The sequence below is a fragment of the Chitinophagales bacterium genome, from assembly GCA_016787225.1.
Classification (GTDB): Bacteria; Bacteroidota; Bacteroidia; order Chitinophagales; family JADJOU01; genus CHPMRC01.
The window spans coordinates 137769-161567 of record JAEUUY010000008.1; the positions used below are offsets into that span (position 1 = coordinate 137769).

Below are 23799 nucleotides of genomic sequence, written 5' to 3' on the forward strand. Positions count from 1 at the left end.
TTTTTTGTATTAAACGGCAACTTCTGCTTTTATTTTAGGGTGAAATCTATAATTGAGAATCTCGATATCATCGTATTGAAAATCAAAAATAGATTCAATTTTTCTTTTAAAGTGCAGACTGGGAAGTGGCAAAGGCTCTCTGGTTAATTGAAGTTTCGCCTGCTCAAAATGATTATGATATAAATGCACATCGCCAAAACTGTGCACAAAATGTCCTAGTTCTAAGTCTAAAACATGCGCAATCATGGCGGTAAATAATGCATAAGAGGCTATATTGAAGGGAACACCAAGAAATACATCGGCACTTCGCTGATAGAGCTGACAACTTAGCTTATTATTAGCAATATAAAATTGAAATAAGCAATGACAAGGTGGTAAAGCCATATTCCCAATTTCTGTAGGGTTCCATGCCGATACGATGTGCCTGCGCGAATCAGGGTTGTTTTTTAATTGATGCATTAAGTCAGCAATTTGGTCGACTTTTACACCATTTAGACCTTCCCAATGCCGCCATTGACGACCATATACAGGTCCTAATTCTCCCCATTGATTGGCAAAATCACTACTTTCCTTTATTTTATTAGCAAATTCTTTGATAGTTTCCCCTTGAAAAGCTTGCGATTTTTTATATTTCTCATATGGCCAATCATTCCAAATTCCTACACCATTATCAACGAGGTATTTGATATTGGTATTCCCCTGAAGAAACCATAACAATTCATGGATAATTGACTTTAAGTGAAGCTCCTTTGTCGTCATAAGAGGGAAACCCTGACTCAAATCGAATCGCATTTGATAGCCGAAAAGACTCCGTGTACCCACTCCCGTGCGATCACTTTTGTCCGCGCCTTCCGCGATAATTCTCTCTAATAATTCATGATAAACCTGCATACACTATAGCTTAGATGACAAAGATACAATCCTAGTTTAAATTAAAGAAGAAGAACATCCACAGGCTAGGCATTAAGTGTGGGTGATATACTATACAGTTTGTCCTGTATTTCAATTTAGCAAATCTTAGCGACAAAATTTCGGTTTTCAATTTATCTTTGTGTTTTATTTTAAGAAAAATGATATTAGACGTCGTTATCCCCAATGTAGCTGAATCTATCACTGAAGTAACTCTTGGAACTTGGCTAGTGAAAGATGGTGATTATGTAACACTAGACCAGCCTTTGTGTGAGGTGGAAACGGATAAGGCATCACAGGAACTGATAGCTGAAAAGGCTGGGAAGATAAAGCTGATATTGAGTGAAGGCGAGGATGTCAAAGTGGGAGGATTGATAGCTCAGATAGATACATCTGTTAAGGCACCAGAATCTTCATCTGTGCCTATTATTGCTGCCGATGAGAAACCATTTGTGACTCAAGAAGCAGAGAAAAAAGAGAATAAGAACGATATAGTTTCAACCAATCATTATGCTAAGGGTACACCATCGCCATCTGCTCAGAAATTGATTACAGAAAATAGACTCGATGTATTCCAAATAAAAGGTAGCGGTAAAGATGGTCGAATTACCAAGGAAGATGTCATAACTGCTATCAAGAATGGCACTAGTTCTGCACAGGAAGGCTTTAAAACGCTATCCCAATCTCAGGCTATCTTTAGCAGAGGCGAAGAGGTGAAGAAAATGCCACGGATTCGCAAAGTCATATCCGAACGATTAGTTCACGCAAAAAATAGCACGGCAATGCTCACCACGTTTAACGAAGTGAATATGCAGCCGATTATGGATATTCGTGCGAAGTATAAGGATAAATTTAAGGAGGTACATGGAATAAATCTGGGTTTTATGAGCTTTTTTACGAAAGCTTGTAGTTTGGCTTTGATGAAATATCCAGAAGTGAACGCCTATATTGATGTAGAAAAAGGTGAACTTATATATCACAATTATGCAGATATATCCATAGCGGTATCGACACCAAAGGGTCTTGTAGTACCTGTTATTCGCAATGCAGAGAGCTTGACTATGGATGGCATAGAAAAAGCTGTAGCTAATTTAGCAGCTAAAGGAAGAGATGGCAATTTATCTATGGAAGATATGGAAGGAGGTACTTTTACTATAACGAACGGGGGTGTTTTTGGTTCGCTGATGAGCACACCTATCATCAATCCGCCACAATCCGCTATCCTAGGTATGCATAAGATACAAGAGCGCACTATGGTCGAAAATGGTCAAATAGTCATAAGACCTATGATGTATGTCGCCTTGAGTTACGATCATAGAATTATTGATGGTAAAGAAAGTGTAGGCTTCCTAGTCACAGTAAAAGATTACCTCGAAAATCCAGAGAAAATGCTGATCGGTTCTGATCCCGTGGAAGCGTTGTTAATGCTCTAGCCATGCGATTTATCAGGTGGTTTGGGGTGTTATCTTTTTTTGTCTATAGTTTATTAGCTAATTATTACTACCTAGAGCGGGCTACCATGCTCGATAATGCTTTTCAACTGTGTGAAATCATTCGAAATGGAGATTTGGCAATTCAGGTTAATAGGTATTTAGCGTTTTTTACACAAATCTTTCCTTTTATTGGTTACAAGCTTGGCTTGGAATTAGACACTATTGCTAGGATTTATACCTTATCCTTCCCTATAATTTATGGATTGTGTTTTGTCTTGATAGCTTTCGTATTTTCGAACAAACGTATATCCATTTTATTTTTATTGTATCACTATTTAATAGTTTCACATTCTTTTTTTTGGCCGCAGTGTGAATTGGTTCAAGGAGTTTCTTGGTTTTTTGTTTATGTAGCTCTATTAGAGTGGCTTTTAGTAAAAGTGCGTTTTAATTGGTTTACTATATTTTTCGGACTTTTATTCTTAGTGTCATTAGTGTTCATGCACCCGTTATTATTTTTTGTGGGCACATTTTATTTTGCCAATCAAATACTTAAGGATGTTAAAAACCGAAAGTTTTATTTGATTCAGTTTGTAGCGTTAATTACTATAACTATTGTAAAAAAACTTTTCTTTGAGAATGCATATGACGACAATTTCACAAAAAAACTTTTAGAATTTATTTCTAATTTTTCTCAAGAAAGGAAGGGCATTAAAATAGAAACAATTTATAGTAATTTTATATCGAACTATATATTCTTGAACCTCTATCTAACGATAGGATTCTGTTATCTTCTGTACATCAAAAAATGGTGGCAGTCAGCATTGATGCTTTTTTACAGTGTTGGATTTTTGTTGTTAATTTATATTGCCTATGAGATACAGATGGATTTGTTTTATGCTGAGGTACAATACAATTTAATATCATTGTTTATCTCCGTAGTACTTATTGACTATTTCTCTTTTCAAAGTAGACCTACGATAACAAAGTTGTTTTTGATAGTCCTGATAATAGGTTTTTGTTTTAGAGTTATAAATGTATCAAGAATATATACGAAGCGTCTAGCCTATTTAGATAGTATAGTAAATAAGTATTATGGTGAAAAAGTGTTGTTGAAGGAAGACCATTATAATAGAAATATTTTAAAATTGAGCTGGGGTAGTTCATTTGAAACTTGGTTATTGTCTACCATAAGAAAAGGAAAGTCCAGTTCTATCATTGTCACCTATCAATCACATAAATATTTAAATGATTTAAATAAGAAAAATTCATGGATTACAGAGTGGGAAACAATTGATTATGATAAGCTAAATCCTAAATACTTCTTATTTAAAGATACTAGTTGCTACGTTTTAAAGTAAATTAGATTGAATTAAATTCAATTATTTATTTTTACCATACTTTAAAGTAACTGCCATTAATTATTAAGGACAATCATGGAAAAGAAAAAACTCTTAGAAGTAAAAAATTTAGTCACTACATTTAAAACAGATGAAGGAGAGGTGCGCGCGGTCAATGATGTGAGTTTTACACTCTATAGAGGAGAGACTATAGGAATTGTAGGCGAATCAGGTAGTGGTAAGTCGGTGACTTCCTTGTCTATTATGCGCCTCATACCCAATCCGCCGGGAAGGATAGAATCAGGTGAAATTTTATATTACACAGATGATGGAGAAGTGATAGATATAACCAAGCTTGGCGATAAAGATTTAAGAAGAATTCGAGGAAATGAAATATCTATGATATTTCAGGAACCTATGACTTCGCTCAATCCTGTATATACCTGTGGTGATCAGGTATCAGAAGCCATTATATTGCATCAGAATAAAACAAAAAAAGAAGCGGATGAATTGACGTTAAAGTTATTCGAACAAGTTAAACTCCCCGATCCAAAACGAATTCTAAAGGCTTATCCTCACCAGTTATCAGGGGGTCAGAAACAACGGGTTATGATTGCTATGGCTATGAGCTGTAAGCCTGGAATATTGATAGCAGATGAACCAACCACCGCATTGGATGTGACTGTTCAGAAGACTATTTTGAATTTGATGAATGATCTCAAAAAAGAGATAGAAGCCTCTATTATTTTTATTACACATGATTTAGGTGTTATAGCTGAAATAGCAGATCGAGTCATTGTTATGTATAAAGGTAAAATTGTCGAAGAGGGCAATGTCTTATCTATTTTTGAAAAGCCTCAGCATCCATATACCAAAGGACTATTAGCATGTAGACCTCCATTGACCAAGCGACTCAAAGTATTGCCTACTGTTAAAGATTTTATGCGTAAGGATGAAACAGGAAAGTTAGTAGAGATAGAGTCAGATTTGAATAAGGCGATAGAAAAGGTAATTGTAACACCTGAAGAAACTATTCAAAGAAGAAAGAAATTAGAAGAAGCTCCTAAGCTTTTAGAGGTAAAAGATTTGAGGGTTTGGTTTCCATCAAAGTTAGACTTTTTTGGGAATCCAAAAGACTATATCAAAGCTGTCGATAAAGTCAGTTTTAAAATGAAAGAAGGGGAGACCCTTGGTTTAGTGGGTGAGAGTGGTTGTGGAAAAACCACTTTAGGTAAGGCTATTCTTAGATTAAATCCTGCATATGATGGTGAAATAATTTACAAAGGTCGCAATGTTTTGGATCTTTCTAAATCTGATTTAAAAGAGTTGAGAAAAGAGATGCAAATTATTTTCCAAGATCCTTATTCATCCCTTAATCCAAGAATGACTATAGGCGATGCTATCATGGAACCTATGACTGTTCATGGGATATATAATAATCCTAAAGAGCGCAAGGATATGGTATTATCCCTACTCAATAAGGTTAATCTATTACCAGAGCAATTTAACAGGTATCCACATGAGTTCTCTGGTGGTCAGCGTCAAAGAATTTGTATAGCGCGAGCTTTGGCTCTTAACCCTAGTTTTATTATTTGTGATGAATCCGTATCCGCCCTTGACGTATCTGTACAAGCCCAAGTCCTTAATTTGCTCATAAAACTCAGAGAGGAGTTTAAGTTTTCGTATATTTTTATTTCGCATGACCTCTCTGTAGTGAAATTTATTAGTGATAGAATTGTGGTTATGAATAAAGGCGAAATCGAAGAAATTGGGTATGCCGATGATATCTACAATCATCCAACCACGGATTACACAAAAAGGCTCATTAATGCCATACCTAAAGGTGAAGTAGAAGATATTCGGCGTAAAATGGGTTTAGCTTCTGCCTAATGCCCCGCGATATAGGATCTGAGGAGGACGTAAAATTGTTTTCCGATTTATTTTATAAAAAGCTATTGTCAGATGATAGAATAAATCACCTATTTCTGGATTTAAATCTAGAGGAACATATGCCTAAAATTTATGATTTCTGGAATACATTGCTTCTTGGAACGAATAGCTACAGGAGAAATATGATGGAAGCGCATCAGCATTTAGTATTGAAAAAAGAAGATTTCCCTATTTGGTTACGTCATTTCGAATCTACTCTTAGAGAAAATTTTGAGGGTGATAAAACAGATGAGGCTATCTCCAGAGCTAATACAATAGCTATGACCATGCGTTACAAATTGTTAGGCTCATAATAATTTATATAAAAGACATTTTTTGACACTTGGTTGTAGTATTCTTGTGATTTAAAAATCAAAATTATGCAAGAAAGTATCGTATACTATTTAATTCCATTCCTAGCATTTCTGGGTGGATTAGTTATCGGTTTTCTTTATTCAAGAACTAAGATTGAAAGGCAACTTAATACCACCGAATCGAGTTTGAAAATTAGCCAAGCAGAATTGGATTATCTAAAGAATGAACTCAACTTATCCAAGGCTTCTCTAAATGCGTTAAGTATAGATAAAGAGTCTTTATCTATTGCCTTGGCCAAAAAAGAAAGTGAAGAGCTTAATTTACTTACAAAATTATCAGAACAAAAGTTGGAGCTACAAAATCTCCAAGAGCGTTTGACCAAAGATTTTGAGATATTGGCAAATAAAATATTAGAAGAAAAGTCCAATAAATTTACGGAACAAAATAAGGAAAATTTAAAAACGATTTTATCACCGTTGCAGGAAAAAATTCAGCTTTTTGAAAAGAAGGTAGAAGATACACATAAAGAAAGTATCGGATTTAATGCAGCCCTGCATCAGCAGATAAGGGGATTAAGAGAAGTTCATGAGCAGATGAGCAAAGAAACACTCAATCTTACGAAGGCACTTAAAGGCGATAGTAAAATGCAAGGTAACTGGGGAGAAATGATTCTTGTGAAAGTACTTGAAAAATCAGGGTTAGAAAAAGATCGCGAATATTTTGTTCAGAAAAGTTTCGAAACTGCTGATGGCTCTCGGGTGTTTCCAGATGTCATCATCAATTTACCGGATGGTAAAAAAATGATAGTAGATTCTAAAGTATCTATGGTCAGCTATGAACGATATGTTAACGAAGAAGAGGATGCACCTCGTGAAGAAGCATTGGCCTCACATTTACAATCTATCAAAAGACATATAGAACAGTTAAGCGAAAAGAATTACCATGACCTTTATCAAATGGAGTCCCCTGATTTTGTACTTATGTTTATACCTATAGAGACTGCATTTTCTATTGCCATAAATTCTGATGCGAGCCTTTATAATAAGGCATTCGAAAAAAATATTGTCATCGTGACACCGTCAACGCTGCTAGCTACACTAAGAACAATAGATACGATGTGGACCAATCAAAAACAACAAGAAAATGCAATAGAAATTGCTCGTCAAGCTGGAGCACTTTACGATAAGTTTGAAGGGTTTATAACAGACTTGATTCAAATTGGTAAAAAAATAGATGACTCTAAAAAAGAGTATTCAGAAGCCATGAATAAATTAGTAGATGGGAAGGGCAATATTGTAAATAGTATAGAAAAACTTAAAAAAATGGGTGCCAAGGCGAAAAAGTCTCTGCCAGAAAGTGTATTACGAAGGGCAGATATGGCGTCAGAAAATCCTGAACTAGATTCTTAAACAAGTAAATATGCGAATGAAGATTACTTATTCATTTTTAACCATCCTTATTTTCGGAAGTGCAAAATCCGAGTATAAATTGACCTATTCAGATACCTTGATGCTTAAGGGTACAAAATCTTATAAAACTCTTGATTTGATCAATGCTAAGGAGAAATTGGATAGCTGCATCATGCTGAATCCCAAGAACGATGAATGCAAGTATTATCGTGCTAAGATTGAATATGACATGCAGTCATATCAAACGGCTTCAATTATGTTTAAAAATGTTCTAGCACTCAATGAAAAAGATGCAAGTAGTTGGCATATGCTAGGTTTATGTTTTACTCATCTGAAACATTATGATTCAGCGGAATTTTGTTATAGAAATGCAGTTAATTTGAACTCTAAGCGCTCAGATTTTTTTGCCAACTGGGCTAATAACCAATTTCTACGGGGCAGACTTGATCATTCCGAGGAATTATATAGTACCGCAATTCTTCTTGATGATAAGAATCCTGCCTACTACACAAATAGATCTGAGGTCAGGGAGAAAATGGGTGATAAGGTAAGCGCTAAAGACGATTTGGAGTTAGCACTTCAACTAGACCCAAATAACCAAGCGATTAAAGGGAAATTAAATAGTTCAGTAGGTATATCTACTAAGATAATCTATGGAATTGTTTTTTGTGCCTTATTTATTTTCACTGTTTTATGGATTCTTCGTCGAAAGAGAGGCGGTTCTTTCTAGTTTAAAGTACCTTGCCAATAATTCTGCTATGGACTCATAGCATTGTGGTAAAATTGTTTCAATATTTTTATAATCCACCCATTCTACTCTGTCTATACCTTCCTCTGTCTGTGGGATTAATTTTTGATTGGAATCTGCGTGCATTATATACCAATAATTGGATTTTAAAATATGTTTATTCTCAAGTATATATGTATGGTATGTGATATTTAATAAAGAATCAAGCTTGGTTATTTTTATTCCACATTCTTCTTCTACTTCTCGTACTGCGCCTAATTCTGCAGTTTCATTTGCTTCTACTTTTCCCTTTGGTAAATCCCACTTTCCATTTCGAAAGATAAATAGTATTTGATTTTTTTCATTCAAAACCAAGCCTCCACCTGCCTGAATACGAGTAAATTTTTTTGCTAATTCTTCAAATACATGTTCAGTGTTTGAATGAAAAATGATGTGATTTTTAATTGGAGAGTTGTTTAGTTCTCTAATAATTTCATGCAGTTTTTTAGGTTTCGTATAATTATAGATAACCGCTTTGTTCTTTCCAATTTCTTCAAAAGAAAAAGAGCATACATTACTTATAATTCGCAATGTATGCTCTCCAAATTTTATGTTGAACATGGCTTTATTCTTCAATAACCATTGCCTTACTTTTCTTCGAATTGATATTTAATTCTCCAGATTCTGCGTTATAGCTAGGAGCTGGCCTAGTTTGTGCAGGAGGATTGTAGCTTGGTTGTGGCTGGTTTGGGTCATATCTATAGCTATAATCTCTTACGCCATTGATATATCTAGTCACAAATGAACCAGCTAAGTTTAATTTTCTTAACTCTTGTGATAGACTAAATGCATCATTTGGATTTTGAAATCCTCCGATATCATATATCATTTTACCATTGACCATAGCTCCTGCTACTACTTTAGGACTTGCTAATGATGCTATAGCACTATTTTGAATTCCTAGTTGAATTCTATATTCTTCCCCTCGGTTTGAAGAACTGTTTGAATTTGATTTAGCAGATTCTTCCCTTTCTGACATAGTAGATTTCAGGCGATTAATCTCATCTCTTAATTCTTCATTTACTCTTATTAAACTCTTTATTTCATTTCTCAATGCGGAAATAGTTGCATCCTTATTATCTTGAGCAGATAGACCTAAACTATAGAATAATGCTAGTATTATTAAAATATTTTTCTTCATATAATTTCTTTTAAATTAAAAATTTTGTGTACACCTTTCAATTGAAAGCAAACTCAAATATATTCTGCAAATATACATTTACAGAGCTATTAAGCTAAAAAAAATATAAGGGAACTCAACAGTGTATACAAATAGCTACATGGTTGATTGTGCATTATCTTTCAATCGTAATTTTATGAATATAAGAGTTCTCTTTGTTGGAAATCAATACCATATAATTGCCATTAGGAAGAAATCCAAGATCTAATTCTAAAGGAGTTATGCCTATGAAATGATCCTGAGAGAACAATTGTACTCCCTCAATATTGTAAATACTGATGGTAGAATTTAAATTTGTACTATTTGCAGGTAATTGTATGAAAATCTTATCTTTGATGGGAATAGGATAGATACTGATAGTAGAGCTTTCAGAGTTATTTATACGACTACGCTCCATGAAGAATTCATTCGAAGCAGAATAACAGTTGTTGCTGTCCAATCCAGATACACTATAAGTTCCAGTGACCCCTACTTCTAAATAGTGTCGTTTTTCTTTTGGTAAAAATACTTTATTTAAGTACCAAAAATAAGATTTAAAACCCATGTCTGTAATGAGAACAAAAGGTGTGTACTTTGATAGTGTTAATGGTTTTGGTGTATGAACAATTAAGTTTAAGGTTACGATACTATCACATCCACCTGAATTTTTTATGGTATCGATATAAAGTCCAGCCTTTTTAAGAAACTTGCCATGAAAGTTGAAACTATCATAGGAGCATATTGCTCTAGTTATAGAGGTGTTGTGCACGGTATCTATATATAGCACCATGGTTAAAAAACTATCGCAGCCCTTAGAGTTCACAAGGGTATCCATATAGCTACCATTGTTATTGCGATAGACTCCATTAAACCAAACACCACTATTAGAACAGAATTTTCTATAAATCGTATTATATGAGGGGGGGAAATATTTAAGCCTCAAAATAATAATGCTATCACAATTTAGGAAAGTCTTTAAGGAATCGGTATAGATACCAGGAGTGGAAATGAAACCGCCTTTAAAAAATACAGAACCACCTATACAAACGCTCGTATCGATGATCCTTGTATAGGTAGGATAGACCGCTAGATTTAAGGTGACAAAACTATCACAACCTTGAGAATTGGTTAATGTCAGTTTATATATCCCGGAAGTAGATCTCGGTACACCACCAAAAATATAGCTGTTGCCTTGGCAAATAGAGGTAGAAAATGTGAAACTAGTAGTATCTTTCGAAGTGTAATTTAATGTAATGAAGCTATCACATCCATATTGGTTAACTAAGGTATCTCTATAAATACCAGTGAAACTAAGAAATGACCCATTGAAGAAGTATGGGTTGGTCTTACATCGAGACTCGCTATAACTATAGAATGACGGACTTCTTACTAAAAGATTGAGGTCGAGAAAACTATCACAACCATTTGAATTCATAAGCGTATCTCGATAAAATTCTGTAGTCTTTCTATATACACCATTGAATAGAATAGAGTCTCCAAGGCATATCTCTTTGTTCAAAGTATTAAAACTCGTGGTATTGACAAATAAGTTTAGGGTAATAAAGCTATCGCAACCTTTACTATTTGTTAAGGTATCCAAGTAGATTCCAGCAGTATTACGCGGTTGTCCATTGAAAAAATAACTTGAGTTTGAACAAATCGTCTGATTGAAACTGAAATTAGAGATGGATTTCACGAAGAGGTGCAGTGTAATGATACTATCGCAATTTTTGCTATTGATAAGGGTGTCATAATAAGTCCCAGCTGTATTTATGTTGTTTCCATCAAATAAATAAGTCTTATTGGAACATATAGTATCATAAATGGTTCTATACGTTCTTGGATTTACAGTCAAGTTTAATGTTATAATACTATCACAGCCTGTTGCATTCACTAGCGTATCACGATAAGTGCCTGAAGTATTTCTAGGAATTCCTTTAAAAGTATATGTTTGATTATCACATATTGAGACTGCGAGATTCGTGCTCGAAAGTGATTTGATAGTTAAATTTAGAATGACAAAGCTATCACACCCTTGACTATTGACCAAGGTATCTCTGTAGGTTCCTGCAGTGGTGCGATTCTGTCCTTTAAACCAATATGCCAAGCCATTGCATATCGCCGTGTCAATAGTTTTTGTACTATTCAATTTGACGGTTAGGTTAAGAGTAAGGAAACTATCACAACCTCTTGAATTAATAAGTGTATCCAAATAAGTGCCACTAGTGGTTCGCCATATCCCATTAAAAAAATACGGGTTTTTTGGACAAATGCTAGTATCTATGGTACGATTGCTTGTGTTTTTAACAAATAAGTTTAGATATAAGAAACTATCACATCCAGAAGAATTTGTTAGTGTATCTCTATATATCCCAGCTATTGTTCTAGGTAGTCCATTAAAGAATAAAGATTGATTAGAGCAAATAGTATCAAATCTTGTAAAAGAAGTCGTATCTCTCACAGTCAGATTGAGGGTAATAATACTATCACAGCCTTTACTGCTCAATAATGTATCTCTGTATGTGCCAGAAATAGTTCTCTGTTGTCCTTTGAAAAAATAGGAAGCAGGTCTACAAATATCGATATTTAATGTTGTAAATTTTTTAGGGTGCACAAAAAACCTGATAGCCAAACTCCAAGCAGAATCGTAAAGAAGTCCAGCAGCATTGCTTATCATTAAGCATTTGACACTATCCCCAGTAGCAAACCCACCCGCTTTAAAACTAGTGGTTGTGTCGACTAAGACATTATTTCGAAGCCATCTATATCTTGGGTTACTACCACCATTGACATTACTTTGTGTAAAAATTATGGAGTCTCCTTGACATATGGTATCCCCTTTATTGCTAAAAATCTCAATGTAAGGTATAGGATCTTCAGACATTTTGACTAAGAAAACATCACCTGCTCCACCATAGGTATTCTGATGACCTGATGACGAAATTTGCGTGCTGGAAAGTGTTTGACCAGAATAGTAAGTATTGCCAAAGCCATCTGGTACACTTGATAAAAGATAATCATCGTTGGTGCCACCATAATAACTTCCCCAGAATCGAAAGCCAGAAGGATTGAATTTAACGATGTATCCTTCAATATTCCCCTTAGACGTATTAAATAATCCAGCAGATGCTATGGCATTCGTGGACAAGGTGTAGCCAGAAAGATATACATTTCCTGCTTTATCCGTAATGCAATGTGGTCCATAGTCCCCATTCGTCCCTCCATAATAGGTCCCCCATAGTCTAGAACCAGAGGTATTAAATTTCACTAGATAAGCATCATTACTGCCGCCAAAGGTATTTTGAAATCCTCCATTGGCTATATCGCTGGTAGAATATGTAAATCCTGAAAGGTATACATTGAGGAAAGTATCGACACAAACCGAATTGCCATAATCTGGTTGACTGCCTCCATAATATGTGCCCCATGCTCTAGTGCCATTCGGATTAAATTTGACTAAGAACGCATCTCGTGCCGCATTCTTAGTATTCTGAAATCCGCTACCTGAAATATTCGTCGTAGAAAGTGTAGTACCGCCTAGATAAACAGAACCATTTTTATCCACTGCGCATTGTCCTCCTTCATCCAAGGCCGTTCCTCCATAAAATGTACCCCACTGTCTAACCCCAGAGGCATTAAACTTAACTAAAAAGGCATCCGAAAATCCACCAAATGTGTTTTGAAAACCTCCCGCAAAAATATTGTTGTTTGATTGTGTCGTACCTGCTAGATATACATTGAGTCCTGTATCTGTAGCGCAGGTGACATGTTCCTCTATATTTCCTCCGCCATAATAGGTGGCCCATTGACGAGTACCACTGGAGTTGAATTTGACTACAAATGCATCGAAGTCTCCACCATGAGTGGTCTGGTGAGCACCTGTTGAAGCTATACTTGCTGTGGACATAGCTCTACCTGCCAGATATACATTGTTGTTTTTATCTACATGACAGTAGGTGCCTCTATCATCATCTGCACCTCCATAATAGGTCGCCCATTGGCGAACTCCCGATGAATTGAACTTCACGAGGAAAGCATCATTGACAGCAGAGAAGGAGGTTTGATGACCACCAGAGGCTATGCTGGTAGTAGAAGCAGTAGCACCACACAAATATACATTTCCAGAACCATCTATAGTTATATAACCACCTGTCTCAGCATTGCTCCCGCCATAATAGGTAGCCCACTGAAGTATAGGGTCTATAATCAAAGTTTCTTTCTTATTATAGTCCCCGAGCCTGAAGCTGAGGACATCTTGATCTAGACTAAAATATGTCTCAATTTTAGTATCTCCTTGAAAACTTATCGGTTTCGCTTCACTTATCTCACCAAGAGAGTTTTTTAAAAGCAACTGACCATCTTGGTTAATTGTCATTTCCTCTGCCCATTTAATTTTGAATCGTATGTGAGCGGGATTGCCACCAGGATGCACAACAAAGTCGTATTTTATGAAGTTATCGGTGGTTAGTGATGCGTGATCAGTATTTTCTGACCTTTCATGTGACTGGCTGCTGATCGCTAACTTCTGAGTATTAACTTCTGACGACTGTGGACTGACAGCTGAGGACTGATATATAACCCAATCAATATTGGGGTAAATATTTTTGTAAATTATTTTTCGGTAGCTCGGTACCTTGAGCACATTATATTGGTAATAATTCGTATAATCATAAGTAGAGTCTTCGTTTAGTATTTCAGCATTTGAATTGACTCCTTCCAGTAACATATCCATTCGGTATGTCTCACGTTTTAAATTAGCTATATCTTTAGAAAATGGCTTTAAATTTTCTATTTTCTCAAACTGATAGGTTAGTCCTTGTTTTGTTAAGAAAATTGTAAGTTGACCAGACTTGTAGAAATAATTGACTAGATTCTTATCTTCACCAAGGACTTGTCCCATATTTTTTTCAAAGCCGGAGGAAGATAATCGGTAAGGACTTGGATTTATTGAATTAGGATTATTTGCAATTAAATTGCAAAAAGTAAAAGCAACAAATAAGGTTAGAATTTGCTTCATCTTGTCTTTTACCTTTTATTTTTACCTAGGAGTAAATTGACTATCACAAAGATAGGGAAATTATCCTATCTTCTATAATAAAAAACTAGACTCGCTTTTTCTATCGTATGCGCATTGATGTTAAAGCCTACAATGGCTGCATTCGTATCTCTATTTAGGTCGAGCTTATCAGTATCCAGGGCATAGATGGTAATAGTATATTTATGAATGCCATGCCCCACTGGGGGACAAGGCCCACCGTAACCATAGCTCCCATAATCCGTTTTGCTTTGTACAATAGATTCTGGCAATAGTTTCTCAGAAACATCACCTGCTTTTTCCACCAACTCCTTCATATCAGCAGGTATATTAAATACCAACCAATGCCACCAACCACTGCCGGTAGGAGCACTCTCATCGTGAAGGGTGATGGCGAAGCTCTTGGTTCCCTTAGGAGCATGCTCCCAGTAGAGTTGTGGTGATATATTCTCCCCTTCACAGCCAAAGCCTTTAAACACATTTTTCAACGTTGCCTGTCCGCCTAGATCTTTACTTTTCAGGGTAAAGGTTTGAGAAAAAATACTAAAAGCGGAGAATAGAAAAGCGAAAGTGATATAAAACTTCATATGATGTGATTTTAAAAATGAGATAAACAAATTTAGGGAAAATAAATTAAGTAGGGATTTGAACTGCTAGCCTAAGTCAAAGGTCGAAGTAAACTTCGTCTGAGTGTTCGCAATTTTGTTATTTAGGGTCTGCTGAAAAACGCCAAAACAATTGATAGCCATAAGATTGCAAAAACTTTTCCCCCCTGAATATGCAAATTGTAAAAACAAGTTTACTGGAGTTCACGCCCAAATATTTTGCAATTACCGACAAGAATTTTAGGCTACTCAGAAGCACACCAACTACTTCGCCATCTTCTACCAATAGCGGTTTTAAAATGGTCCAACCCATTTTAAAACCTTGCTATGGTAAATGCCGTAGCAGTATTTGTTTAGTACAATGAGCCATGCGACATTGGACTATTACTAATACGCTTACGGTATTCACCTCGCAGTATGTCTATACAGCTTCGGCTTGATGGCTCGTATTTGGCTCATTTCTGAGTTTTTCAGCAGACCCTATTTAATAAAATCAAGTTAGCTTGGTGCTAAAATGAGAAAGAGAAATTCAATCAGAGATTTCAATACACTTTTACGCATTCCTGAGATTGCGCCGAAAGGGGATTGTCAAATTGGACTTAGTTTCAGAATTAATCAAGAGTATCCTCCACAATCCACACTTCTCCATCACGCATGACTTTAAAAAGCCAACCATTATCTATACAACGCTGCACTTCTTTACCTATCATTTCGGACTCGTGATGATCAGAATTATAATGCGGCAGAATGCCATAATCGAACAAGCCTAGTCCTTCCCAGATATTTTCTTGCATCTGTGGATAGGGGAAATCATTGGGCATATCTACTTCGGAAATATATTTCAAGGAATCACATAGAATACAAACGCCCGCACTATACCCTCCCCAGAAAAAGTTTTTTCGATAACGAAGTTTTTTCTGATAGATTTCATCAAAACCACTCAAACGCATAGCCATACGAAGAATAAAAGTGTGCCCACCAGCTAACCATATACCGTCTAGTTCTGATAGCTTTTTATTCAAAGCACCTCTCTTTCCAAAATAATCTTTCAAATCTAAGTGTTCGTTATGATATCCTAAATTATCTAAGAATTCCATTTCCTCTTTTAAATGCCTTGCTCGTATTTCAGGACTCGCTGTCGTCCAATCTTTAGAGTTATTAATATGCCCAATGCGTGCTCCTTTTGGCAGCATATTTGAAAGTTCATAGACTTTTTTGCCGAATTTATAGGAGGAGAGGTAGTATTTCATATCCCTATTTTAATAAGGTTGAGCAATAAAGATTTTCTAACATATTACTTTAGCGAAAAATTGATAGGGATATCAAAAAACACGGATACAGGTATATTGTCCTGTAACCCTGGTTTCCACTTAGGCATTGATCGAACTACTCGCAGTGCCTCTTCATCTACCTCTGGCGACACAGCTTTTGTCACTTTCGCATCTGTCACCTCACCATTGGGTGTAATGACAAATCTCACAATTACATTTCCTTCTATTTCCTTTTTTAAAGCACTCTTTGGATATTTTATTTTTTTCTGAAGATAGGTCATCAAAGCATCATCGCCGCCCGGAAATTCTGGCATTACTTCATATGGAAAGAAATCAATCTCTTGTCCAGTGGAGTCATAACATTCACCTCTCAGAAAACCATCGGCCTTATAAACTTCCTTTCTTTTTAGTTTGCCATTAGGATAGTACATTTTTAACAAACCATCTAACTCCCCGTTTCGGTATTCTTCTGTCTTATATAAAAATTTTAAGCTGTCATAAAACTTCCATTGACCATGCTTCTTATCTAGTATATACTCTCCTTCAGATTCTTTAACGCCGTTCTTATCATAATACTCAAAATGACCAAATCTACCATCTGTTTCCAAATTCTTAACTTGACCTAGCATTTGAATTTTACCACTTAAGTAAAAGTCTCGCACTACATAAGATGTATCTGGATTTAAGCTTAATTTTGCCAATCGATAATAGGTAAAACTATCTCGATTTTTCGTTTTTTGCCAATCTGCATTGTAAAAAATAGTATCTATATCTTGGCTAAGTGCATTATGGTATAAAAATAGGCCGATAATAAGGTAAAAGAAATTCATTTGTTTATTCTTATAAATTCTACAGATTTTTAAATTCTAATTGATTGAAAGTTTAAATAGTAAAAATACTACAGTTCGTTATCTTGTTGTGAATTTTTAATGAAACTACTGGTCTTTAAATGAGAATTTTTCAGTTATTTTGCATATTCAATTGATTCGAAGCATTTTGAAACTTATAACTTTTATTCTTGCCACTATTTTTTATCTTTCATTGAGAGCTGGGGATGCTCCTAATAAAGAAAACGAGATATTGGCTCTAATAGAAGCAGAATTTCTTAAGGCATCCATTAACTATAACTCAAAAGATTCTTTATTTTTTAATGATTTCGAAGAAGTCCTTGTATCTCTGGCTATTACAGACCAATATAATACAGATACAAAAATGGACTATTATAATTTTCTTTTTTTACTGATTAAAGATGTCAATACGAATCTTTTTGCAGTAAAGAAGTTGGAAGAACAAGATTACAGAAGAGCCATACGCATGATGCCTTCTATATTTTATTATAAGCAACAAGGCTTGCTGGAAGAATACCTCAGACAGAATCAACAAGAGGCTATAAAAACACTTCCTTATATCTACAAAGATGTAGATGCTAAGAAGTTTTTAGTTCAGTTTGCGATAGAAAAGCCTAAGCTATTTTATGGTCAAATAGAGGATTTTTCTCAGTTAAGTGACTTACAACAAATATTAAACTTAGTCATAAGTTTTGATCCTGTATCCTGGGTTCGTATGCTCGACAAGAATCCATTTCTTTCAGATATGGCAGCTAGCTCACAAAGCCAATTGGTCAAAAAAGTCTTGGATATAAAATCAAGAATGGGAGTCCATTCTGAATTGTATTATTTACTAGATGATATTGTTAAAAATTCATTTAATGACTCCCACGAATGGGATTTTAAGCAAAATCAGTTCATACTTACAAAAAAGTTATTGGCTGCTGCCCTTGATAATAATGCTTATGCCAGATATTCTGCGATGAATTTTCTATCCAAAAAGGGGGTATGGGTATTCGATGATTATTTTGACAATGGACCAGGCGGTATGAGTCAATTTAGTACCAAAGAGATTATGACTCTTTTAATCTTAACTTCTGAATCATCCAATCCGTCTGAATTAGGAGCCGTGCTTGAGTATTTATCAAAGTTTGATGATGATTTAACTTCCGTAGAGACTTTACAGCTTATATCTTCTGATGCATTGAAAATTTTTATTCAAAAAGTATATAAATCTAATCTTGAAAATGAACTAAAAAAAGCCCTAACAGAATCTGCTTTCAACTACTGCTCGGATATAGTTAATAATAACAAAGTGCGATTAGCAGAGAGAAATGAGGACTGGTTCAAGAGAAAATACAACTACGAAACCGAACTTAAACAGAAGAAACAAGAAATTACAAAGGCTATTACTAATACTTTTCATTTGAATAAAACCCAGCTATCACTCCTATCATGGGCGCGTAATATTAACAAGGTTGATAGCAATTTAAGCTCAATACTTAAAAGTTCGATTGGGAATAGATTTGTTGATTATTTAGCCGCTTACCACCCGCATATTATACTAAGAAATAAGGAAACTTTAAAAAGCAACCCAGAGTTTACAAATATTGTCAACAAGCTAGCTTATTTCTCTCCTAATTCTATTAAAAAATACCTAGGCAATTCTGAGCATATCATTACTAAACAGATTATGACTTCGAATGAACCTATTCCTAAGACATTGGTACAAATTTTCAATCAATATCAATTTAACTCCAAAGCTTATTCATTGATTCATAAAATATTAAACAGGGAGATAAGCGTAGATGAGGCGCATAGAATAGGGCAATCAGATGTTCAATATCTCAAGGCATTAATGAATATTACAGTTCAAAAAAATCCAATAGGATTGCATAGTGTCGAAGAGGAACAGAATCAACTTTCTCTTAAATTTATTAGATCCATAAATGATAATCCCACTCAATCGCACCCCAATCTGAAAGAAATAAGACAATTCAATGCTAAGGAAATTTACTCCCTCATGGTCTTAGGTAAAGAAGAAATTTTTCAATTTGCATTTGATAATTGCTATTACGTTTTACAACAAAATCTAGGGGAAACTAGTATTGTAGACTTTTTTCCTAAAGTAAATTATTTTAAGTTTCGCGAGTTCTCTACACTTCTAGCAAATTTTCATAAGTTTCCGGAACTACTATACAGAAATAGTACACCAGATGCACGTCAGGAATTTCTTGAAAAACTTACAAAAATAGATTTTAGCGATATTAATTGCATAGAAGAGGCGGCCGTGCTATGCGAATTTATTAATAATTGTGAGCATACGGAAATTCAAACTATAATTCAAACAATAATCAAGGCGGAGTACGATGCTGCAGAGTTGAGAAAAGATCAATTAGCTATGGCTGTATATAGTCTTTTAGCCAGCAATATTGGCCAACGTGCCCTAGTGCACGCTGATTGGTTTAAAGATAAAAAGAATAACTTTTCTAAGTATTCCTTAAACTATATAGACGTAGCAGAATTGAAGAGTAAACATAATAAAATCATAGAAGTCAATTTTTTTTATAACGATGGAGATGGCGTAGCCTCTTTTAATAATTATATTCAAATGTTTCGATTAATGCCAAAATGGTATATTCAAGACTTAGGCAGTTATTATTACATATCTTCATTAGAGGGCAATGATTATGATATATTCGCCAATAAACCACAGCAGGAAATTTCAGGACAGCAAGCTATACGTGATTATCTCGTCTATAATAAATTGGAGCCATCTATTATTGTGCATAGAGGTCATAGTTATCATAGTCAGAAAACGATAGATCAAATGGTGGGTAGCCCTAAGTTCATTTTTATGGGTAGCTGTGGGGGTTATTATAAAATCTCGGAACTTCTCGTGCGATCTCCTGATGCTCAGATATTATCTACCAAGCAAGTCGGCACAATGAGTATCAATGACCCTATGCTAAAATCCATTAGGGAAACTTTAAGAAATAATAAAAACATAGATTGGCCAAGCTTTTGGGCAGAACAAGAATTAAAACTGCGTGGTAATAAAGATTTTAAAATGTACATACCGCCACATAAAAATAATGGAGCATTATTCGTGAACGCCTTTTTTAAAGTAGTTGGATTATAGTAAATAGCGAGATTATTTACTATAATTTTTTATACCGAAGTGAAAAACAATATAGCCCAATCTTCGTTTCTCTCGATTGTTCTATTTGTTTTAATTTTTGGTATTTATTTCCGCACGTGCGGAATAAAATCTATATCTATTGGTATAAAATATAAATCACATTGGTATTAAATACAAAAAAAGACCGAGCCTAGGCTCGGTCTTAGAAGTTTGCCAGAGAATATCTTTATTTCTTAGGCTTTATGACATACATTAATGTAAACCTGAAGTCAGTTATATTAGTAACTGGATTTACTCTGAACATTGTGGTAGCATCTCCACCACTTGGAGCAGAAATATTTAGGCTTAATAGATTCAAATTAGCACCCAATGACCAATTGTTATGAATGAAATAATGAAAACCAGGATTGAAGTTCACTCCAATATTTGTTACTCCTGTAGGAAAACTACCATTAATTCCACCATCAAGATAGAAAGATAATCTGTTAGCTGGAGTAAAGAAATATCTTGCACCTGCATCAAATCCAAACAATGAAGTAGATGCGCTAACACCTGCTGTTTCTGTTTTTTGATTGACATAAGAAATACCGCCTCTTATGCCCCATTTATCCTGAATCATATACATAGCTGACGGACTAAAGAAGATATCTGTATGTTTTGTGGTTACTAAACCAGCAACTTTTGTATAATTGTCAAAACCTAACCCAGCGGTAAGGGCAATATTACCTTTTGCTACTCCAGTTATTTCTTGTGCGTTAAGTGCTAATGTACCTAATGCGAAAATTGATAAAATAATTTTTTTCATGTTGTTAAAATTTTAGATTTAAAAATTAAATATGACACAAAAATAAAATGAAAGAACCCATTGTCAAGGCTTAATTTAAGATGTTTGTGACCTTGTTAACATTTTAATTCTTTTAATGTTTTCTAAGTTGAAAACAAATTGTAAAAATAAATTACAAAACTAACATTATTAAATAGTTAATTCATTCTTAAAATAACTCAATACAAACAATAATTTGTATTCTCAGAAGTACAATTTATTCTTGGAGACCTTTAAAAAAATGGCTATTATAAGCTTTTCTTCTAAGAATCTTTTGGTATTGGCAAATTATGTATTTTCAGAAAATTCAATCGATCCCAATATCCTCGCTGAAAAATAATTTTATCCTCTCGAAATTGAAAGAAGCCACAGCCTCTTAGTCCATATGGGTCTTTCCATTCTAGCATGCCCCAATCTCCATCTTCAAAAATATTTTCAATTTCACAAATCATATTTGCCTTGGTGAATTCTTCGATAAACATCTGTCGTATGGCTTCTCTGCCATAAAGAGGCTCAGTATTAACCTGATGATTGATGGCATCTTCATGATACATAGCTGCCAAGCCATCGATATCTATTTTATTAAAAGTTTCGACCCAGAGAAGGATGAGGGATTTGGGAGACATTATATTAGTTGCGAGTTATCAGATATGAGTTACTAGTAAGAAATTAAAAGAATAAAGTTGCGAGTATTGTTAATTTGAAAATTGCTTAGGGAGAAGGTTGTTAGGGCATGGATAACGTAGATTTAGACGATTTAAAGTAACACAATTAGCGTGTTCATATTCTCTAACTGCTAAATAACCTGAATTTGGATGAGCTATTGACGGGTGTTGCCAAGCCTCATAAATCATAGTGTCTTTGTATATGAAAGATGTATAAACTTCATTTGCTTTTGTAGCAGTGTAATCTTGAATCGTCCTGTTACTATCAAAATAAACATAAAATCTTCCAATAATCATAGAGTCATTTCTAAAGTAATAGTTTGATTCTTCAATCCTATTTTTATATTTACCAGCGAAGTAAATTTTGACAACTTTATTGTCAGAATAGTATTGCTGAGAAATGAAACCTTTTATGGGAATAGAATCCATTTTTAGTTTACCCTTGGCTAATTCCTCATCAATTTTTTCTTTATAATCCCAGCAACTGAGTACTTTGTTTCGATGAGCTATACTAGTTCGAGTAATAAAACTCACATATCTATATTCACCAGTAAATTGTATGATCTTATCGCGAATAGGATAATAATAATATAAACTATGAATTAAGTTAAAATCTATTCTACTGAAATAGGCTAAAAAACCAACTAGTATAATAGTGTATATACTTATAAATGCAGGGTTTAGAAAATTTATCCTCTTTCTATTAATATCTAAAATTTAAACAATCAATTATAAGCATAAAACAATGGAAGAATCACTGAAGACTATCCACTTATCTAATACTTCACCTTTCTAAACACAGGCTCTAGCACCTGCCCTTTCAGCGCTGTCTCCACCGTATTGGATTCTATGAGTTGTTTGAAAGTTGGGAAAATATCGTCATAGACATCGAGGGTATATTGAATATCCGCATCACTGTGCGATAGACACATATTGTGAAAGCTTGACCAGAGGATACCTCGTTTTATCATTTCTTGTTGTAGATATGTTTTCAGAACGAGAGCATCGCCTGCTTTCTCAGTAAAATTAACAATAGAACGACACGGATAGCCACCGATAGTGATATATTCCGTCATTCCATGCTTTTCTCTCAAAGTATTGAAGCCATCCTTGATTTTTTGACCTTGTGTCGCTAAGTACTGAGGTACATTTTTTGCTTTCATTTCATCTAAGGTAGCGATTGTAGCCGCTAGTGATAACGCCTCACCACCGAAGGTCGTGAAATAAAATACATCGGACTCGAATAGGCTCATTACATCGTCTCTTCCCGTCAAGAAGGCTACTGGCATGCCATTGGCGCAAGCTTTCGAATAAACAGCGAGGTCGGGTTTTATGCCGAAAAATTCTTGTGCACCACCTAGAGCCAATCGAAATCCAGTCCACATTTCATCGAATATCAAAAGTGTTCCATTAGCCTTGCATAACGCTTGAACTTCGTGTAAAAAATTATCTTTTGGCTCTTCGAAAATGATAGGCTCTAAAATCAAACATGCTAGGTCAGGGGTCATCACTGCTTTGACACTTTCAATATTGTTGTATTGAATCATAACGGTCAAATCTTTGATAGCCTGAGGAATACCGGCATCGCGCGTCGTAGTACCGATATACCAATCGTGCCAACCGTGATAGCCACATACTGCTACCTTATTTCTTTTGGTAAATGCTCTCGATATTCTCACAGCAGCACTGCAAACGTCTGCTCCTTGCTTCGATATACGAATACTCTCTGCATTTGGTATAATTTCATTCAATCTTTCAGCTACCTCTAGCTCTAATCGATGCATCAATGAAAAGGTGATACCCTTGTCTAACTGCTCTTTAATGGCATTGTCCACTTTGTCATAAGCATAGCCAAGTGATATAGGGCCTATACCCATGCAGTAGTCCAGATATTCATTGCCATCGACATCCCAAATCTTAGAACCCTTGGCACGCTCTACATAAACGGGCGAAACTCCATAGGTAAACTGTCCAGGCCCTTTGGCTAGAGTCTGTGTTATAGGATGCATGAGTTTTTTAGCTCTATCATACATTGCTAATGACTTACTAATATTGGGAAAATCCGCTTTCATTTTTGATTGATTAGACATAAGATTTAGTTAACTTTGCAAAGGTAATTTCTTATATATTAAAAATACATTAATTATTTAGAA

18 protein-coding genes are annotated in these 23799 nt (G+C 34.9%); 7 read left to right on the top strand and 11 right to left on the bottom strand.

Annotated elements, in window-relative coordinates; genetic code table 11:
• Nucleotides 1-9 precede the first annotated feature (9 nt).
• A complete protein-coding gene (thyA, locus tag JNL75_02550) occupies nucleotides 10-891 on the bottom strand; it encodes a thymidylate synthase (protein ID MBL7788697.1) in 882 nt (293 codons plus the stop codon).
• Nucleotides 892-1070: 179 nt separating this feature from the next.
• On the opposite strand from thyA, the gene odhB reads away from it, so the two are divergent.
• The 6 genes from odhB (at nucleotide 1071) to JNL75_02580 (ending at nucleotide 8062) form a co-directional block, all read left to right on the top strand.
• On the top strand, nucleotides 1071-2342 hold the full coding sequence (gene odhB / locus JNL75_02555) for a 2-oxoglutarate dehydrogenase complex dihydrolipoyllysine-residue succinyltransferase (protein MBL7788698.1): 1272 nt from the start codon (nucleotides 1071-1073) through the stop codon (nucleotides 2340-2342).
• Between the two features lie 2 nt (nucleotides 2343-2344).
• Nucleotides 2345-3700 carry a hypothetical protein gene (locus tag JNL75_02560; GenBank protein MBL7788699.1) on the top strand — a complete coding sequence of 452 codons (1356 nt, stop codon included), beginning with the start codon at nucleotides 2345-2347 and terminating at the stop codon, nucleotides 3698-3700.
• Nucleotides 3701-3775: 75 nt separating this feature from the next.
• A complete protein-coding gene (locus JNL75_02565; GenBank protein MBL7788700.1) occupies nucleotides 3776-5569 on the top strand; it encodes an ABC transporter ATP-binding protein in 1794 nt (597 codons plus the stop codon).
• The gene (locus JNL75_02570) at nucleotides 5569-5922 is read left to right on the top strand and encodes a group III truncated hemoglobin (protein MBL7788701.1); all 354 of its coding nucleotides are present in this window, start codon (nucleotides 5569-5571) and stop codon (nucleotides 5920-5922) included. Before JNL75_02565 ends, JNL75_02570 begins: the two co-directional genes overlap by 1 nt.
• Nucleotides 5923-5988: 66 nt before the next feature.
• Nucleotides 5989-7332 carry a DNA recombination protein RmuC gene (rmuC, locus tag JNL75_02575; protein ID MBL7788702.1) on the top strand — a complete coding sequence of 448 codons (1344 nt, stop codon included), beginning with the start codon at nucleotides 5989-5991 and terminating at the stop codon, nucleotides 7330-7332.
• Nucleotides 7333-7342: 10 nt separating this feature from the next.
• Nucleotides 7343-8062 carry a hypothetical protein gene (locus tag JNL75_02580; GenBank protein ID MBL7788703.1) on the top strand — a complete coding sequence of 240 codons (720 nt, stop codon included), beginning with the start codon at nucleotides 7343-7345 and terminating at the stop codon, nucleotides 8060-8062.
• Here JNL75_02580 and JNL75_02585 read toward each other — a convergent pair.
• The 6 genes from JNL75_02585 to JNL75_02610 form a co-directional block, all read right to left on the bottom strand.
• Nucleotides 8024-8680, bottom strand: coding sequence for an NUDIX domain-containing protein (locus JNL75_02585; GenBank protein MBL7788704.1), 657 nt, complete (start codon nucleotides 8678-8680; stop codon nucleotides 8024-8026). The genes JNL75_02580 and JNL75_02585 overlap by 39 nt on opposite strands.
• A 4-nt stretch (nucleotides 8681-8684) precedes the next feature.
• Nucleotides 8685-9260 (bottom strand): hypothetical protein, encoded by a 576-nt coding sequence (locus JNL75_02590; protein MBL7788705.1) that lies wholly within the window; start codon nucleotides 9258-9260, stop codon nucleotides 8685-8687.
• A gap of 154 nt (nucleotides 9261-9414) precedes the next feature.
• Nucleotides 9415-14295, bottom strand: coding sequence for a T9SS type A sorting domain-containing protein (locus JNL75_02595; GenBank protein ID MBL7788706.1), 4881 nt, complete (start codon nucleotides 14293-14295; stop codon nucleotides 9415-9417).
• Nucleotides 14296-14360: 65 nt separating this feature from the next.
• On the bottom strand, nucleotides 14361-14900 hold the full coding sequence (locus tag JNL75_02600) for a YbhB/YbcL family Raf kinase inhibitor-like protein (GenBank protein MBL7788707.1): 540 nt from the start codon (nucleotides 14898-14900) through the stop codon (nucleotides 14361-14363).
• A 629-nt stretch (nucleotides 14901-15529) separates the two neighbouring features.
• Nucleotides 15530-16168: a Type 1 glutamine amidotransferase-like domain-containing protein gene (locus JNL75_02605; protein ID MBL7788708.1), complete on the bottom strand. Its 639-nt coding sequence runs from the start codon at nucleotides 16166-16168 to the stop codon at nucleotides 15530-15532.
• A gap of 44 nt (nucleotides 16169-16212) precedes the next feature.
• Nucleotides 16213-17019: a TonB family protein gene (locus JNL75_02610; protein ID MBL7788709.1), complete on the bottom strand. Its 807-nt coding sequence runs from the start codon at nucleotides 17017-17019 to the stop codon at nucleotides 16213-16215.
• Nucleotides 17020-17185: 166 nt separating this feature from the next.
• Between JNL75_02610 and JNL75_02615 the strand changes: the two genes are divergently transcribed.
• The gene (locus JNL75_02615; GenBank protein ID MBL7788710.1) at nucleotides 17186-20158 is read left to right on the top strand and encodes a hypothetical protein; all 2973 of its coding nucleotides are present in this window, start codon (nucleotides 17186-17188) and stop codon (nucleotides 20156-20158) included.
• A gap of 226 nt (nucleotides 20159-20384) precedes the next feature.
• Here the strand turns inward: JNL75_02615 and JNL75_02620 are convergent, their stop codons facing one another.
• From JNL75_02620 to JNL75_02635, 4 genes are all read right to left on the bottom strand, one after another.
• Complete coding sequence (locus JNL75_02620) at nucleotides 20385-20963, bottom strand: porin family protein (protein MBL7788711.1); 579 nt, start codon at nucleotides 20961-20963, stop codon at nucleotides 20385-20387.
• Nucleotides 20964-21244: 281 nt separating this feature from the next.
• Entirely contained in the window at nucleotides 21245-21607 is a 363-nt protein-coding gene (locus JNL75_02625; GenBank protein ID MBL7788712.1) for a nuclear transport factor 2 family protein, read from the bottom strand.
• A gap of 69 nt (nucleotides 21608-21676) precedes the next feature.
• Entirely contained in the window at nucleotides 21677-22180 is a 504-nt protein-coding gene (locus JNL75_02630; protein MBL7788713.1) for a hypothetical protein, read from the bottom strand.
• 242 nt (nucleotides 22181-22422) lie between these two features.
• Nucleotides 22423-23736 carry an aminotransferase class III-fold pyridoxal phosphate-dependent enzyme gene (locus tag JNL75_02635; protein ID MBL7788714.1) on the bottom strand — a complete coding sequence of 438 codons (1314 nt, stop codon included), beginning with the start codon at nucleotides 23734-23736 and terminating at the stop codon, nucleotides 22423-22425.
• Nucleotides 23737-23799: the final 63 nt, after the last annotated feature.

Excerpts from the sequence above, each read along its gene's own strand:
- JNL75_02570 (MBL7788701.1), top strand. The coding sequence starts at position 5,569 with ATGCCCCGCGATATAGGATCTGAGGAGGACGTAAAATTGTTTTCCGAT.
- JNL75_02590 (MBL7788705.1), bottom strand. The coding sequence starts at position 9,260 with ATGAAGAAAAATATTTTAATAATACTAGCATTATTCTATAGTTTAGGT.
- JNL75_02620 (MBL7788711.1), bottom strand. The coding sequence starts at position 20,963 with ATGAAAAAAATTATTTTATCAATTTTCGCATTAGGTACATTAGCACTT.
- JNL75_02595 (MBL7788706.1), bottom strand. The coding sequence starts at position 14,295 with ATGAAGCAAATTCTAACCTTATTTGTTGCTTTTACTTTTTGCAATTTA.
- rmuC (MBL7788702.1), top strand. The coding sequence starts at position 5,989 with ATGCAAGAAAGTATCGTATACTATTTAATTCCATTCCTAGCATTTCTG.
- JNL75_02560 (MBL7788699.1), top strand. The coding sequence starts at position 2,345 with ATGCGATTTATCAGGTGGTTTGGGGTGTTATCTTTTTTTGTCTATAGT.
- thyA (MBL7788697.1), bottom strand. The coding sequence starts at position 891 with ATGCAGGTTTATCATGAATTATTAGAGAGAATTATCGCGGAAGGCGCG.
- JNL75_02585 (MBL7788704.1), bottom strand. The coding sequence starts at position 8,680 with ATGTTCAACATAAAATTTGGAGAGCATACATTGCGAATTATAAGTAAT.
- JNL75_02600 (MBL7788707.1), bottom strand. The coding sequence starts at position 14,900 with ATGAAGTTTTATATCACTTTCGCTTTTCTATTCTCCGCTTTTAGTATT.
- JNL75_02625 (MBL7788712.1), bottom strand. The coding sequence starts at position 21,607 with ATGTCTCCCAAATCCCTCATCCTTCTCTGGGTCGAAACTTTTAATAAA.
- odhB (MBL7788698.1), top strand. The coding sequence starts at position 1,071 with ATGATATTAGACGTCGTTATCCCCAATGTAGCTGAATCTATCACTGAA.
- JNL75_02610 (MBL7788709.1), bottom strand. The coding sequence starts at position 17,019 with ATGAATTTCTTTTACCTTATTATCGGCCTATTTTTATACCATAATGCA.
- JNL75_02565 (MBL7788700.1), top strand. The coding sequence starts at position 3,776 with ATGGAAAAGAAAAAACTCTTAGAAGTAAAAAATTTAGTCACTACATTT.
- JNL75_02580 (MBL7788703.1), top strand. The coding sequence starts at position 7,343 with ATGCGAATGAAGATTACTTATTCATTTTTAACCATCCTTATTTTCGGA.
- JNL75_02635 (MBL7788714.1), bottom strand. The coding sequence starts at position 23,736 with ATGTCTAATCAATCAAAAATGAAAGCGGATTTTCCCAATATTAGTAAG.
- JNL75_02605 (MBL7788708.1), bottom strand. The coding sequence starts at position 16,168 with ATGAAATACTACCTCTCCTCCTATAAATTCGGCAAAAAAGTCTATGAA.